The 14226-nt window shown below is 65.2% G+C and carries 13 protein-coding genes, 1 tRNA gene and 1 pseudogene; 8 read left to right on the top strand and 7 right to left on the bottom strand.

The features are described 5' to 3' along the window. Positions 1 to 77 precede the first annotated feature (77 nt). Positions 78 to 1163 carry a LacI family DNA-binding transcriptional regulator gene (locus QQM37_RS04905; RefSeq protein ID WP_285725454.1) on the bottom strand — a complete coding sequence of 362 codons (1086 nt, stop codon included), beginning with the start codon at positions 1161 to 1163 and terminating at the stop codon, positions 78 to 80. A gap of 141 nt (positions 1164 to 1304) precedes the next feature. Between QQM37_RS04905 and QQM37_RS04900 the strand changes: the two genes are divergently transcribed. Next, positions 1305 to 1931, top strand: a complete 627-nt coding sequence (locus QQM37_RS04900; RefSeq protein WP_285725453.1) for a YesL family protein — start codon at positions 1305 to 1307, stop codon at positions 1929 to 1931. 86 nt (positions 1932 to 2017) lie between these two features. On the opposite strand, the gene QQM37_RS04895 is transcribed toward QQM37_RS04900, so the two are convergent. Beyond that, positions 2018 to 2093 (bottom strand) — tRNA-Thr (locus QQM37_RS04895). A gap of 211 nt (positions 2094 to 2304) precedes the next feature. Here QQM37_RS04895 and QQM37_RS04890 point away from each other — a divergent pair. From QQM37_RS04890 to phnE, 4 genes are all read left to right on the top strand, one after another. Further along, positions 2305 to 3042, top strand: coding sequence for a phosphonatase-like hydrolase (locus tag QQM37_RS04890; protein ID WP_285725452.1), 738 nt, complete (start codon positions 2305 to 2307; stop codon positions 3040 to 3042). Positions 3043 to 3288: 246 nt separating this feature from the next. Then, positions 3289 to 4242 carry a phosphate/phosphite/phosphonate ABC transporter substrate-binding protein gene (gene phnD, locus QQM37_RS04885; RefSeq protein ID WP_285725451.1) on the top strand — a complete coding sequence of 318 codons (954 nt, stop codon included), beginning with the start codon at positions 3289 to 3291 and terminating at the stop codon, positions 4240 to 4242. Between the two features lie 123 nt (positions 4243 to 4365). Further along, positions 4366 to 5256, top strand: a complete 891-nt coding sequence (phnC, locus tag QQM37_RS04880; RefSeq protein ID WP_285725450.1) for a phosphonate ABC transporter ATP-binding protein — start codon at positions 4366 to 4368, stop codon at positions 5254 to 5256. Positions 5257 to 5260: 4 nt separating this feature from the next. Further along, complete coding sequence (phnE, locus tag QQM37_RS04875) at positions 5261 to 6988, top strand: phosphonate ABC transporter, permease protein PhnE (RefSeq protein WP_285725449.1); 1728 nt, start codon at positions 5261 to 5263, stop codon at positions 6986 to 6988. A gap of 92 nt (positions 6989 to 7080) precedes the next feature. On the opposite strand, the gene QQM37_RS04870 is transcribed toward phnE, so the two are convergent. The 3 genes from QQM37_RS04870 to tmk all read right to left on the bottom strand — a co-directional run bounded on the left by QQM37_RS04870 (position 7081) and on the right by tmk (position 10621). Continuing rightward, complete coding sequence (locus tag QQM37_RS04870) at positions 7081 to 8670, bottom strand: alpha/beta hydrolase (protein ID WP_285725448.1); 1590 nt, start codon at positions 8668 to 8670, stop codon at positions 7081 to 7083. 74 nt (positions 8671 to 8744) lie between these two features. After that, positions 8745 to 9920, bottom strand: a complete 1176-nt coding sequence (locus QQM37_RS04865) for a DNA polymerase III subunit delta' (RefSeq protein ID WP_285725447.1) — start codon at positions 9918 to 9920, stop codon at positions 8745 to 8747. Beyond that, positions 9917 to 10621, bottom strand: coding sequence for a dTMP kinase (gene tmk, locus QQM37_RS04860; RefSeq protein WP_285725446.1), 705 nt, complete (start codon positions 10619 to 10621; stop codon positions 9917 to 9919). The genes QQM37_RS04865 and tmk overlap by 4 nt, the downstream gene beginning before the upstream one ends. An 89-nt stretch (positions 10622 to 10710) precedes the next feature. Between tmk and QQM37_RS04855 the strand changes: the two genes are divergently transcribed. Continuing rightward, positions 10711 to 11916, top strand: a complete 1206-nt coding sequence (locus QQM37_RS04855; RefSeq protein ID WP_285725445.1) for a trans-sulfuration enzyme family protein — start codon at positions 10711 to 10713, stop codon at positions 11914 to 11916. A 9-nt stretch (positions 11917 to 11925) separates the two neighbouring features. Next, complete coding sequence (locus tag QQM37_RS04850) at positions 11926 to 12255, top strand: DUF2516 family protein (RefSeq protein ID WP_285725444.1); 330 nt, start codon at positions 11926 to 11928, stop codon at positions 12253 to 12255. A 72-nt stretch (positions 12256 to 12327) separates the two neighbouring features. On the opposite strand, the gene QQM37_RS04845 is transcribed toward QQM37_RS04850, so the two are convergent. Then, the gene (locus QQM37_RS04845; protein ID WP_285725442.1) at positions 12328 to 13230 is read right to left on the bottom strand and encodes a class I SAM-dependent methyltransferase; all 903 of its coding nucleotides are present in this window, start codon (positions 13228 to 13230) and stop codon (positions 12328 to 12330) included. A 57-nt stretch (positions 13231 to 13287) separates the two neighbouring features. Here QQM37_RS04845 and QQM37_RS04840 point away from each other — a divergent pair, with 57 nt between their 5' ends. Beyond that, positions 13288 to 14034, top strand: coding sequence for a phosphoglyceromutase (locus QQM37_RS04840; protein WP_285725441.1), 747 nt, complete (start codon positions 13288 to 13290; stop codon positions 14032 to 14034). Positions 14035 to 14133: 99 nt separating this feature from the next. On the opposite strand, the pseudogene QQM37_RS04835 reads toward QQM37_RS04840, so the two are convergent. After that, positions 14134 to 14226, bottom strand: a pseudogene (locus tag QQM37_RS04835) (phosphate signaling complex protein PhoU); the annotation flags it as partial.

The raw sequence follows: 14226 nt of genomic DNA, 5'->3' as shown, positions 1-14226 counted from the left end.
TCGATCAACGTCTTTAATGAAGTTAGGCGCAATTTACGAGCAGTTCAAGCAAATTATGACCATTCGATCATTATCGATCACTGGGTGGTGCTGATCGCTACACCGGGTGCGCTGGTGGAATGCCTGACATTGAGCTCCGGGATCAAGGACAGGTGGGCCACGGTGCCGCGCCGCTCCGCAGGGTAACCCAGGCGTCGGACCAGTTGTTCCAAGGCCAGGGCGCCTACGGTGTGCTTTGGTGGCCCGACGGCTGTCAGGGGCACCGCAGCCAAATTCGCGACGACGTCATCGTAGGCAATCACCGAAAGATCCTCGGGGACGCGCACGCCACGAGCCAGGGCGGCATCCACCAAAGCGGAGGCATGGGTGTCATTGTGCACAAAAACCCCGGTAACCCCACCCGTCAGAACGTCATTGAGTAGTTGGTCCACAGCTGCGTGAGCCACGCCCGTGGCCACCCGGGGGAACCGGAACACGGGTAGTTTCGCGTCCAGTCCCAACAGTTCCATAGCCTCTGATGCTCCTCGCGCCAGCCAGTACGACGTGGGTGTTGGAGCTAGTGCTACGGACATGGAACGGTGCCCGAGTTCGTGGAGGTGTCGGATGGCTAGCGCAGCACCGTACGCATGATCGCTGCGAACATGGTCCAGCTCGTCACGGAGATGCGGATACCCGAAGGACCGTTCGACGAGCACTGCAGGGATCTGCAGGTCGTTCAGCCAGGAACCGACCTCCGCTGCGTGGTCGTCACCGACCACTGTGGTGGCAAGTATGCCCTCCACACCCAGGTCCAGCATGCGCCGGAGGTGGGCTGTTTCGGCATCTATGGAGCTGGAAATACCAAGTACTAGGCGCACGTTCAGCCGTTCAGCCATCATTTCCATGCCCTTGATGACTTCAGGAAAGTAGTAGGTACTGCCGGGGACGAGAATGCCGACCAGTAGTTGCCGGTTGTGGCCCGGGTCCATACTTCCCAGGCGCACTGCCCCGCCATGGATACGATTGAGCTGCTTGCTTTCATGCAACTCGTTGAGGTCACGGCGCACGGTAATTTCCGAAACCGACAGAGCTTGCGCAATCTCCGTTGCTTTGACGCGCCCGTGCAGCCGCAGCTGCTCAAGGATGTACTTGTGTCGCCCACTCGCCAGCATTTCCAACCCCATCGCTCGGTACGCTAATTGTACGTTCGGTATTGCCAATACGAACATATTTCGCTCAAATAGAGCAAGACCTGTTTGTCGGTCAGGCCACTTTGCACTCTCGAAAGCGCGCCCGGAGCTGCCCATTGCCATCCTAAGGACCCCATGAACACCCATCAGTCAGCAGCCAAGCCGCCCCGTTGGTTGAATGCTCTGGTCATTGTCGGCGACGTCCTCTGGCTCCAGCTCTTGTTCGTCACGGCCTCGCTGCTGGTGGTCACCATGTTTCCAGCTGCCGTGGCGCTGCAGCGGTCGCTGCGCGAGCTGCTGCTGGAAGGCCATCCGCGGCCCATGGCGGTGTTCTGGCGCAATCTGGTCTGGGCCTGGCAACGGACGTGGAAGGTGGCTCTGCTGCCTCCGATGGTCCTGGTGGCAGCTGTGGTGTCACTACTGTTTTGGCTCGCGGCCAATAGTGTTGTGGGCGTTGTAGCGCTGTGTATCGTGATCCCGCTGTATGGCGTGGCTCTCGCCGCCTACCTGGCTGTGCTTGCTTCCTCTACGACAGCGGAACGTGAGGATTCACTGCGGGACTGGTGTGCGGGCGCGCGGATGCTGGTCCGGACACGCGCCCTGCCGCTGGCGCTGTCCATTGTGGTCATGGGCACCTGGTTCCTGCTCCTGGCCCAGCTCCCCACCCTGCTCCTGGTGGGTACCGGACTGGTCCCGGCAGCGCTCGCCTGGTGGGTGGCCCGCCCCTGGATCCAGCGGTACCGGAAGGCCAGGGCAGCGTAGGGGTGCCCAAGGCTGCTAACGTAGACCCCGGCTGACGGGTAACACTTGCCGTGGCACTGCGGCCCTAGAAACGGGCCTGCTCCGGGTGGAGCCTCCTAACAGAATCGAACTGTTGACCTTTTCATTACGAGTGAAACGCTCTACCGACTGAGCTAAGGAGGCCGGTCGCAGTGTCCGGTAATGGTTGCTGCGACGCAAGAAATAACTGTAGGGCAGGACGCTTCCTCAGGTCAAAACGTTCTGCCGCTGTTCACCGGGAGGTTGCCGGGTATTCGGCGCGTGGTCTGTTCTGTGCCGCAGGCTGAACAGGGTTGCCGGGGGAGGCAACTCTGTTCACCGCACGCAGCCGACAGCGACGAAGGACCTCCGTCTTATGACTCTCCAGGGCGTCACGCCTTCTCTCATCCGCCCCCTTCACGCGTGCAAGCTGGTGGTTCTTGACATGACGGGCACCACTGTGGTCGATGAGGGGCTTGTGGATCAGGCGTTCTCCCGGGCGCTGGTCACCGAGGGCATCACTGAGGGGACGCCGCAGTTCCTGAGCATGATGGGGTACGCGCGGGACACTATGGGAATCTCCAAGGCCACGGTGTTCAGACACCTCTTCGACGCGGATCCGGTTCGTGCAGCCCAGGCCAACCGCACGTTTGAGAAAAGCTATGACGCCCAGGTGCTTGCCGGGGGAATCTCCCCGGTTCCCGGTGCGGAAGAAGCGATTTCCTGGTTGCGAGAAGCGGGGGTGAAAGTCTGCCTGGTGACCGGTTTCACCCGGCACACGCAGAACATCGTGCTGGAATCGCTGGGCTGGATGGGGTTGGCGGATCTGAGTCTGTGCCCCGACGATGCCGGGCGTGGGCGGCCCTATCCAGACATGATTCTGACCGCTGTGCTGGCCCTCGACATGGACGATGTCCGCCAGACCGTGGTGGTGGGTGACACTACCGCTGACGTTCAGGCGGGCCTGCGGGCCGGAGCGAGCCGGGTGGTCGGCGTGCTGACCGGGGCCCATCACGAGCAGGCGCTGCGCGCCTCGGGGGCGACCGACATCGTGCCTTCCGTGAAGGACATGCCCGAGTTGCTACGGCCACAGCTGGGCCGGTTCGTCGGGTAGTTGATTCAGGACCTGAAGCGCGTGAAGTCGGCGTCAAAGTTGTCTATACAACTGTTCGATGGACGTTGGCTGATCGTTAACCTTCTGGCCACCGCACCTCGTTAGCGTTGCACAGGAAAGGGTGCTTCATGTCTTGACAACTGTCAGTACAGGCACCCGGAAGACCCGCAGATGTTCCCAACACTCGTCGAATTCCTCACCGGTGACGGCGACCAGGGCCGTCCGGTGAGACCAGAAAGGTCAATCATGAAAAAGACCGGCAAAGCAGCGCTGCACCTGGCAGCCCTCGGTGTGACCGCCGTCCTCGCCCTGACCGCCTGCGGAGGTGGCGCGGCCAGCTCGTCGAGCAGCGAGGCGGGTACCTTCGCCCAGGATTCGAGCACCCTCATCATGGGCATGGTCCCGGATGAAGGTCAGGCCACCTCCACCTACGACCCGCTCAAGCAGTATGTCGAAAAGGTCACCGGCAAGAAGGTCGAGGTCAAGCAGTCCACCAGCTACGCTGCCCTGATCGAAGCCGCCGTCGGCGGCCAAGTGGACGTCGTGAGTTTCTCCGGCTTCACCTACCTGCAGGCCAAAGCCAAGGGCGCGACCTTCACTCCTGTGGGCGCCACCATCACCGAAACCGGCACGGGCAAGCCCGGCTACTACTCAGCCGCCATCGTGCCTGCCGCGTCAGGCATCAAGGACGTTGCCGGGTTTGCCGGCAAGAAGGTCTGCTTCGTCAACGAGAATTCCACCTCGGGCTACCTGTTCCCGCAGTACATGCTCAAGAAGGCCGGTGTGGACACCAAGACCGGGATCACCTCGGTGATGGCCGGTACGCACGACGTCTCGGCCCAGAAAGTCGCCAAGGGTACCGAGTGCGATGCCGGTTTTGCCCAGGAGATCACCGTGACCACCACTGGCCCGGCAGCCGGTCTGTTCAAGGCCAACGACCTGAAGATCGTGGACAAGGTGCTGGTCCCCGGCCCGCCCTTCGCCATCTCGGATAAGCTCCCGGGCGATCTGAAGAAGACGCTGACGGACAAGCTGTCCAAGGTCACCGTCAAGGACATCAAGGATGCCGGAATCACCACCAACCCGGCGTTTGAGAAGTTCTTCGGCGATGGAAATGCTCCGGTCGATGACGCCTACTACAACGACCTGCGCGATTTCTGCAAGAAGTTGCCGGACGTCAAGACCTGCGCAGGCATCTGACGCCGCTGACCGCCAGGCGGGGTACCTTTCGGGGTGCCCCGCCTTCGCGGCATCCACCCCTTCCACCTGCCCGCTCAGCCAGCTAACCCAGCCTGATCGCTGAGTTTCTTCCCAGGAGTAGTCATGAATCAGCCACTGCAGCACGATGTCGAAGCCATCCGGGTCACGGGGCTCTGCAAGAACTTCGGTGCTGTTCAGGCGCTGAAGGACGTCGACCTGAGCGTGCCTACCGGCCAGATCGTGGTGCTGCTGGGGCTCTCCGGTTCCGGCAAATCCACCCTGCTGCGCCAGCTCAATCAATTGGAGCTGCCCAGCTCGGGCCAGGTCACGGTGCTCGGTCAGCGGGTGGATGCCCTGCGTGGGCGCGATCTTCGGCGCCTGCGTTCGCGGGTGGGGGTGATCTTCCAGCAGTTTGAGTTGGTCCCCTCCCTTTCGGTGATGGAGAACGTGCTGACCGGGGCACTGGCGCGGCTCACCGGCCCCCGGCTGGGCCTGTTCAGCTACCCCCGATCCTTGCGGGCCGCCGCATTGGATCATCTGGAACGGGTGGGGCTCGGGGCCAAGGCCTTCCAGCGGGCGGACACGCTTTCCGGGGGCCAACAGCAGCGGGTGGCCATCGCGCGGGCGTTGATGCAGGATCCTGAAATTCTGCTGGCGGACGAGCCTGTGGCGTCCCTGGACCCGGAGTCTTCCCAGCAGGTGATGAACCTGATCCGGGAAATCGGAATGGAACGGAACCTCACCGTGGTCTGCAGCCTCCACCAGGTGGAACTCGCCCTTGCCTGGGGTGACCGGATTGTGGGCCTGCGCGCCGGGTCCGTGGTGCTGGATACGCCCACCGAGGGCCTCGGCAAGGAACAGGTCATGCAGATCTACGGTCAGGTGGCCACCACCACTGCAGAGATCGAGACTGTCAGGACAGAACTGGCTGCGGCGGTTGAGCAGCTCAGCCAGGCAGGTCAGCTGATTCCGGGCACCGGCACCCCTGCCATGACCATCACCGGGAAGGCCTGAGCAGATGGCAACCGTGCCCCTCAGCGATGCCGGTTCGGCACAACACGGCGGCCAGCGTGGCCGTCGGGTGATGCTCCCACGCCCCTCGCTGCGCACCGCGGGAGTTGTCGTCATTCTCACCGCACTGGCGGTGGCCGGCGTCGTGTCCTGTCTGTCTTTGGGGCTTTCCCCGGACCGCGTGGTCAACAGTTTCTCGCGAATCGGCAAATTCCTCGCTCGTGCGGTCCCCGTTGATTTCTCCGAGCCGCTGGTGCTGCTCCAACTGACCCTGTTGACCCTGGCCGTCGTCATCTGCGGGACGCTGTTCGCAGTGATCCTCTCGGTGCCGGTGGCCTACTGCGCCGCACGCAACACCACGCCCCACGCTTCGTTGCGCTGGATTGCCCGGGCGATGACGGTGCTGGCGCGTTCCACACCGGAGATCGTCATCCTGATCATCATGGCAACGCTGGTCTCCGGTGGACCGGTCTGGCCATCCATCGTGGCAATTGGTCTGCATTCGGTCGGCATGGTCGGAAAGCTCTTTGCCGATGCGATCGAGCAGATCGACGAGGGGCCGCGCATCGCCATCCGTGCAGCTGGTGGAGGGCGGCTTCAGGAGTTCGTCTCCGGGGTGCTGCCGCAGGTGTTGCCCTCCTGGATTGCCACCGCCCTGCACCGCAATGACATCAACCTCCGCGGATCGGTGATTCTCGCCATCGTCGGTATGCCGGGAATTGGCTACGAGCTGAAGGCCTCGATCGAACGGCTGGACTACCGGCGGGCGCTGGCCGCGGCGATCATCCTCTTTGTGCTCTGCGTGCTGATGGAGATCGTGGCCACCGTGCTGCGCTCGATGATCCTGGCCAGGCCGGCCGCAGGTCGCTCACTGGGTGCACGGCTGTCCCGGGCGCTGCACCAGAGGGGGGAATCTGCTGCGCCTGCCGGGAGCGACCATCCCACGGCACGCCGCAGGCTCAGCGCACCGTGGAACGGACGGAGGGTCCAGGTGGCCCTGATCGGCTGGTCGCTGGTCGCCGTGTTGGTCTGGTCGCTCTGGTACGCCCAGATCAACTGGGCAGACGTCCTCGGGTTCTGGGCGGCCGTGCCGCAACGGATATCCACCCTGTTCCCGCTCGGCTTCGGCGATACTCCACTGCCCAAGGTGGTGGAACTGTTCTGGCAGACCATCTACATCGCGCTCGCCGGAACGCTGATCGCTTTTGTCTTCTCGGCGCCCATCGGCTCGCTGGCTGCCCGGAATGTGGCGCCGAACAGCTGGGTCCACGCGGTCTTCCGTCTCGTCCTGGTGGTGATCCGCGGCATCCCGGAGCTGCTGCTGGCCATCGTGTTGATCCTGGCCACCGGCTTCGGCCCGATTGCCGGAGCCTTCGCTCTGGGGCTGGGCGGCATCGGCCTGCTGGGCAAGCTCTTCGCTGATTCCTTCGAGGAGGTCAGTCCCGGGCCGGAGATCGCTCTGCGCGCGGTCGGTGCCAGCCGCACCCAGGTGTACGCCTCAGCGACCGTCCCTCAGGCCTCACAGGCGATCGTGGGGCACGTGTTCTACATGCTGGACTCAAACATCCGCGCAGCCACGGTACTGGGTGTGGTGGGTGCCGGTGGCGTCGGGTTCATCATGTTCGAAGCGGCAAGCCGCAGTCAGTACAACGTGGTGCTCACGATTGCCCTGGTCATCATGGCCATCGTGCTGGTCCTCGAGGGCATGGCCATGTGGGTGCGCAAGTCCATGTAGCGACTTTTGCATCGAGTGCTGCGTTGTGTGCCGATTTTCCGCCCGTCAGAATCGGCACACAACGCAGCACTCGATGCAAGATCAGAAGGAGTTCAGCACTTGAGCCCATCCTGCGGGGTGGTCCCCTTGACGAAGTAGTCGTCCACGGCGCGGTTGACGCAGGTGTTGCCGCGCCCATAGGCGGTGTGCCCGTCGCCGTCGCGGGTCACCAGCACGCCACTGGCCAGCTGTTTGCGCAGCGCCACGGCCCATTCATACGGTGTCGCCGGGTCCCGGGTGGTCCCGAGAACGATGATCGGTCCGCTGCCCTGGGCGGAGACTGGCTTGGGCGTCACGGTGGAATGGTACGGCCAGTCGAGGCAGCTCAGGCCCGAGTACCCGAGGTACTTGCCGAAGGTCGGCGATGCCGCTTCCAGCGTCTTCGACTCGGCCTGCATGGCGCTCTCATCCTTGGGCATCTGGTAGTCGAGGCAGTTGATCGCGGTGAAGGCGAAGGCCGAATTCGTGGTGTATTTGCCGGTGGAAGGGTCACGGTCCGCCGCATAGTCAGCGAGCTGCATCATGCCGTCGGGGGAGCCCGCGAAAGCCTGCTTGAGCGCGCTTTTGAGGTTGTCCCACAGCGATGTGGCGTACATGGCAAGGGTCAGACCCGAGTTGAACCCGGAGCCGGTAAGGAGCCGCCCGTCGGAGGTTTTCTGCGGCGTTCGGGTGTAGCTGGCATTGAGATCCCGAATCTGTTGCAGAGCCTGATCCGGACTTCCGCTGACCGGGCAGTTGCTGGATTTGAGGCAGGACTTCACCCACTCCATGATTTCCACCTCGAAGGCCTTGGCCTGGCCCAGTCCCAGCTGCTCGATGGTCAGCGTCGGGTCCAGCGCGCCATCGAGCACAAACTTCCCGACCAGGGTGGGGAAGAGATCCGCATAGGTGGCACCCAGCTTGGTCCCGTAGGAGAAGCCCAGGTAATTGAGCTTAGATTCGTTGAGCACAGCCCGCAGAATGTCCAGGTCCCTGGCGGCGGAGACGGTATCGATCAGTCCCAGCACCGGCCCGGTCTTCTGCTGACACTTCTGCGCATCTGCCTTGTTCTGAGCGGCGATCGCCTGGTACCCGGAAGCGGTGTCCGGGTCATAGTCCACCTGCCGCTCCTGGTCCCGTTCGGCATCCGTCAGGCAGGTCACCGGGGCGGAACGCTGCACGCCGCGGGGGTCGAAGCCCACCAGATCGTAGGAGGAGCGCAGAGTGGCGGAGAACAGGCTCTTGCCGCTGTCCACCACCAGGTCGTAGCCGGAGCTGCCCGGTCCGCCCGGATTGGTCAGGATGGCACCCTGCCTGGTCCCGGTCGCCGGGAGACGGACCATGGCCAGCTTGATGGTGTCCCCGGAGGGCTTGCTGTAATCCATCGGGACGGTGACCTCGGTACAGAACATCCCGGTCTCGCAGCTGGTCCAGTCCAGCTTCTGCGTGTAGTACTGCTTCAGTTCTGAGGGTGCATTGGAGCTCACACTGGGGTCCTGACTGGCACCGATGCCGCCACCGGTTGGGGGGAAGATCGGAGTGCAGGCGGTGAGAACCAGTCCGAGGGTCAGCAGCAGAGCGAGCCCGATGCCGCGCCAGCCCTGATCGCGCCGGTGCGCAACGGTCCGGGGCTGGGTGGTGTGGTCGGTGCTGCGGCGGGTCATGGGGCTCCTTGGCTCGACGGCATGGTGCTGGCCTTGCAAACAATCTACCGGGTGTTCCGGTTGTGGCCGGTGGCCTACAGCAGGCTGACCGCCATGGCTTCCAGCGCCAACAGTGGTGCGACATTGCTGCTCACCAGGCGTTTTCTGACGGCGTTGATCGACTCGATCCGGCGCAGCGTCTGTTCTGGGCTGCCCTGACCGGCGAAGGCCGTCAGCTCCTGCACCAGCGCCTGATTGACCAGAGTGTGGTCGATGTCGGAGCCCTGGTCCGGTCGTATCGATCCCAGTTGCACCAGCAGCACGTCCCGGTAGAAGGACAGCAGATCGGTCAGCGCCCGGTCCAGAGTGTCCGTCACTGAGCGCTTGGAGCGCCGCTTCTGGTCTTCCTCCAGCCGGCGCACCTGGGCCCGGACAGATGGGGGCAGGGTTCCGGTTTCCGGGGCACCCAGAGCGCGCAGCAGCGCCTCCTTCTCCACCGCGTCGCGCTCCTCATTGGAGGCGTTGGCCTCTTCGGTCGCCAGCTCCATCAGCTCGGCGGCGGCCCGCATGGCGCGCGGGACACTGCGCAGGCTCAGCGGCAGCCGGACGATCGCCTCGCGGCGGGCGCGAGCCTCGGCATCCTGGGCCAGGCGGCGGGCGATGCCGACGTGGCTCTGGGCGGCATGGGCAGCCTGGCGGGCGGTCTCCGGGTCGATGCCGTCCCGGCTGACCAGCAGCGCCGCGACCGCCTCGACGGGGGGCACCCGCAGGCCGATCATCCGGCATCGTGAGCGGATGGTGACCAGGACATCGGCCGGACTGGGCGTGCACAGAATCCAGACGGTGCGCGGCGGCGGCTCCTCAATGGCCTTGAGCAGCACATTCGTGGTGCGCTCGGCCATCCGGTCGGCATCGCCGATGATCATCACTCGCCAGCGGGCGTTGGCGGGCCGGTCCTGGGCCCGGGTGACCAGTTCACGGGCCTCGTCGATGGCAATGGTGGTCTTCTCGGTGGCGACGAAGGTGACATCCGGATGGGTGCCGGCCAGGATGGTCCGGCAGGCCTGACAATGACCACAGCCACGCCGGGCCGGGTCCGGTTGCTCGCAGTTGAGTGCGGCGGCGAAGGCCTTGGCGGCATTGGAGCGCCCTGAGCCGGGCGGACCGGTGAAGAGCCAGGCATGTGCCGGTGTCTGTTCCCGGGCGGCCCGCTGCAGGATTTCCACGATCGTCTCCTGGCCCTGCAGCTCCGCCCACACTCCCTCGGTCACTGGGCACCACCGGGCAGCACTTGTTCGAGCAACCTCTGCACCCGCGCCAGGATCGCGGCATGCAGCTGTTCGACCGGCAGGCCGGCATCGAGCACCAGATAGCGCTCGGGGACCGCCCGCGCCAGATGCAGGAACGCCTGCCGGATTGCTGCGTGGAACTCCTCGGATTCGCTTTCCAGCCGGTCCGCGCCCTGGACCGCGTCCCGGAGAGAGTTGCGGGCCCGTCCGCTACTCGGCGCAACATCGAGCAACACCGTCAGATCGGGATGAAGACCTTCGGTGGCCCAGCCGTTGAGCCGGAGCACAGCCTCCTCACCCAGGCCTCGACCGGTGCCCTGATAGGCAGCTGATGAGTCAATGTAGCGATCGCAGACCACGATGCCGCCGGAGGCCAGAGCGGGGCGGATCACCTGTGCCACATGGGCGGCGCGTGAGGCGGCAAAGAGCAGTGCCTCGGTGCGGGCATCGACCGGACCGTGCCCGTGATCGAGCACCAGGGAGCGGATTTTCTCGCCCAGATCCGTGCCGCCGGGCTCCCGGGTGGGAATGACGGTATGACCGAGCGCCTGCAGCTTCTCCACCACCAGGCGCGACTGGGTCGATTTCCCGGCACCATCACCGCCCTCAAAGGCGATGAACAGTCCGGGCGCGGCGGCGGCTCCCGCGGGCGGGAAGGTATTTCCGGGCAGGTCCAGGCTCACCCGTCCAGCCTATCGGTCAGCGGTGACAGTTCTCCCAGCAGCCCCGGTTCCTTCCCATGAACGGTGCCGGGCCACCGTAAACTGTGTCCATGCCTGGGACGAATGCCACTCCGCCTGCCCGCCTGCCAATCGAGGGTTCCGAGGTCCAAGGCCTGCAGCTGGACACCGTGGTGGTTGCGGCGGGTCGTCCGGAACGCGCGCACGATGCCGCCGTGAACCCGCCGATTGTGCTCTCCTCGACCTTCCACGGGATCGGTGAGGTGCGCGATGGCGATCGTGCCTATGGCCGCTACGCCAACCCCACCTGGGATCCGCTGGAGGATGCGCTGGCCGAACTCGAGGGCGCCAGCCAGAGCGGCCTGCTCTTCGCCTCCGGCCTTGCCGCCACCGCCGCTGCTCTGGACCTGGTGCCGGTGGGCGGCGTGCTCGTCATGCCCCGTCACTCCTACCAGGGGGCACTGGTGCTGGCCTCCGAGCTCGCACAGAAGGGTCTCTTCGAACTGCGGCTGGTGGATATCGCGGAGACCGTTGCGGTGGAGGCTGCCCTGGCTGGTGCCACGACTCTGTGGATCGAGTCGCCGACCAACCCGCTGCTGGAGGTGGCAGATTTTCCGGCGGTCACGGCGGCCGCTCGCCGGGAAGGTGCCCTGGTCATTGCGGACAACACCTTCGCGACACCGCTGGTGCAGCGCCCCCTTGAGTTCGGCGCCGACGTCGTGCTCCACTCGGTGACCAAATACCTGGCCGGGCATTCCGATGTGCTGCTCGGGGCACTGCTGACCTCCGATGCCGGACTGCGCGCGCGGCTGCTGCACTTCCGTTCGCTGCACGGCGGCATCGCCGGTCCGTTCGAGGCCTGGCTGGGCCTGCGCGGCCTGCGAACCCTCGCGCTGCGCGTGGAGCGCTCGCAGGCCAGTGCCGACTGGCTGGCCCGGCGGCTGGCAGGAGATTCCCGGGTCAGTGGAGTTCGCTACCCCGGGCTGCCCGGGGACCCGGGTCACGTCAGGGCGGCGGCACAGATGTCCGGTTTCGGCTCGATCCTGGGGCTGGAGCTGCCCAGCGCGGAAGCGGCCGATGCCGTCGTGAGCGGACTGCGCCTGTGGACCCCTGCGACGTCGCTGGGCGGCGTGGAGTCGCTCATCGAGCGGCGGCGGCGGCACGCCAATGAGCCCGTGACTGTTCCGGAGGGCTTCCTGCGCCTGAGCGTTGGCATTGAGAATGTGCAGGATCTCTGGGCGGATCTGGACCAGGCGCTGACGGCAGCAGCACAGCAGGCGCCTCCTTCCATGCCGTAGGCTGAAACCGTGGTGGGGTGGATAACTATAGGCATTCTGTTCCTGGCTGGCGCTGCGGCGTTGGCGGTACAGCTCTGGGCGCTGATCGACTGCCTGCTGGCCAAGCCCCAGGAGTTTGAACGCTCAGATAAACGGACCAAATCGTTCTGGACGGCGATCACCGCGTTCTCGGCCGTGATGGGTGCGCTTTATCTGCTGGTGCCGGGGTTGAACTTCCCGCTTCTGCTCAATATGGCTGCCTGCGTCGGTGCGGGCACGTATCTTGCGGATGTGCGCCCGGCGCTGCGCGAGATCCGCCGGGGTGGTAACCGCCGGATGGGCCCTTACGGCCCCTGGTAAACGTATGGCCCGGTAACCCGAGAGGCCCGTGACCTACGGCCCCTGGCCGGGGCCGGCTGCGGAATCCGGCTGTCAGGCGACAGCACTCCAGGCGAGCGTGATTTCGCCCAGTCGCCATCGTGCCGCTCCGTCGAGGACCGGCCACCCGGCCGCACGCAGGCTGGCGCAGCTCGCCATCCAGCGTTGCCGTGACCCGAAGGCCGCCAGCGGTGCCTGCGCCCACCAGGCCTGATCGAGCGCTTCGAGGAAGGTGTGCACCGCCTGGCCCGGAATGTTGTGGTGAATCAACGCCTTGGGAAGCCGGGCTGCGCATTCTGAGGGGTTCTCGTAGCTGCCGAACCGCAGGGACAGGCTCAGGCTGACCGGGCCCTCCTTCTCCAGGGCCACCCAGGTGGCGAGCCGGCCCAGTTCATCGCAGGTGCCTTCGACCAGCAACCCACCGGGAGCCAGACGGCTGCGCAGGGTGGCCCAGATCGCGTCGACATCGGCCTCCTCATATTGGCGCAGCACATTGAAGGCGCGGATCAGCTGCGGCGGCCGGTCGGTGGGCACTTCGAAGCCGCCACGGATGAACTGCAGCCGCTCGGTCGCAAAAGGCTGCGCCTCGCGGACCCGGCCCGGTTCAATCTCGATGCCGGTCAGTTCCACCTGCGGCACCACGGCGGCCAGTCGGTCATAGAGTTCCACGGCCGTGCGGGGGCTGGAGCCGTAGCCCAGATCCACCACCAGTGGGCGTGGGACACCCCGGAGCCGCTGGGCTGCCGTTGCGGCGATCCAGCGGTCGACGCGTCGCAGTCGGTTCGGGTTGGTGGTTCCCCGGGTCACGTTCCCTACCGGTCGGCCGGAAGCTGCACGGCCGGAAGCCGGTCGGCCGGAAGTAGTAGTCCCGGAAAGCTGGCTACCGACCCCGTCCTGAGCGGCCGCTGGGTGCGGTCCACCCGCCATCGGTCCGAGTTTGCGTGCACGCTCCACCACCGCTTCACAGTACCGGTTATTCCGTGGTGGATGCCGCCGGGCCAGTAGACTGAGCCCATGACCTACACCTTGATCTTGCTGCGGCACGGCCACAGCGTCTGGAACGAAAAGAACCTCTTCACCGGCTGGGTGGACGTGGAACTGACCGAGCGTGGGCGGGAAGAAGCCATCCGTGGCGGCCAGCTGCTGGCCGAGCAGGGCTTGCTGCCGGAGGTGCTCTACACCTCGCGTCTCAAGCGCGCCATCGACACCGCGAATCTGGCTCTGGCGGAAGCCGACCGGGGCTGGATCGATGTCAAGCGTTCCTGGCGGCTCAACGAGCGTCACTACGGTGCGCTCCAGGGCAAGGACAAGGCGGAGACGCTGGCCGAGTTCGGTGAAGAGCAGTTCAAGCAGTGGCGCCGGTCCTATGACACGCCGCCGCCGCCACTGGCCGACGATTCACCTTTCTCTCAGGTGGGGGACCCGCGCTACGCCGACTTGGGCGATGCCGTGCCGCGCACCGAATGCCTCAAGGACGTGTTGGAGCGCATGCTGCCCTACTGGGAGTCTGAGATCGTCTCCGATCTGCGCCTGGGCAAGACCGTGCTGGTCACCGCGCACGGCAATTCGCTGCGCGCCCTCGTCAAGCACCTCGACGGCATCTCCGATGACGACATCTCCGAGCTGAACATCCCCACCGGGGTTCCGCTGGTCTACGAGCTGGACGAGAACCTGCGTCCCCTCGTCCCGGGTGGTCGCTACCTGGACCCGGAGGCCGCCGCCGCCTCGATTCAGGCCGTGGCCAACCAGGGCAAGAAGTAACGGCATTCAGAAATAACTGTCGATAGACCGACGGCGCCGCTCCCTTCGAGGGAGCGGCGCCGTCGGTCTATCGATGGAAGAACATCGAAATGGAAGAGCTCAGAACGTCGTGTAGCTTTCAGGCTGCCACTGCCCGGTGACCAGGTAGGAGACCTTGCGGGCCACCGAGACGCCATGATCGCCGAAGCGTTC

This window comes from Psychromicrobium xiongbiense (assembly GCF_030271165.1).
Taxonomy (GTDB): domain Bacteria; phylum Actinomycetota; class Actinomycetes; order Actinomycetales; family Micrococcaceae; genus Renibacterium; species Renibacterium xiongbiense.
Note: the sequence above shows the minus strand (reverse complement) of the source record. Positions and strands in the feature narration are given on the sequence as shown.

Bases quoted from the DNA above. Each gene is read 5' to 3' on its own strand.
- QQM37_RS04890 (WP_285725452.1), top strand. From the start codon at position 2,305: ATGACTCTCCAGGGCGTCACGCCTTCTCTCATCCGCCCCCTTCACGCG.
- phnE (WP_285725449.1), top strand. From the start codon at position 5,261: ATGGCAACCGTGCCCCTCAGCGATGCCGGTTCGGCACAACACGGCGGC.
- phnC (WP_285725450.1), top strand. From the start codon at position 4,366: ATGAATCAGCCACTGCAGCACGATGTCGAAGCCATCCGGGTCACGGGG.
- QQM37_RS04905 (WP_285725454.1), bottom strand. From the start codon at position 1,163: ATGGGGTTGGAAATGCTGGCGAGTGGGCGACACAAGTACATCCTTGAG.
- QQM37_RS04840 (WP_285725441.1), top strand. From the start codon at position 13,288: ATGACCTACACCTTGATCTTGCTGCGGCACGGCCACAGCGTCTGGAAC.
- phnD (WP_285725451.1), top strand. From the start codon at position 3,289: ATGAAAAAGACCGGCAAAGCAGCGCTGCACCTGGCAGCCCTCGGTGTG.
- QQM37_RS04900 (WP_285725453.1), top strand. From the start codon at position 1,305: ATGAACACCCATCAGTCAGCAGCCAAGCCGCCCCGTTGGTTGAATGCT.
- QQM37_RS04855 (WP_285725445.1), top strand. From the start codon at position 10,711: ATGCCTGGGACGAATGCCACTCCGCCTGCCCGCCTGCCAATCGAGGGT.
- QQM37_RS04870 (WP_285725448.1), bottom strand. From the start codon at position 8,670: ATGACCCGCCGCAGCACCGACCACACCACCCAGCCCCGGACCGTTGCG.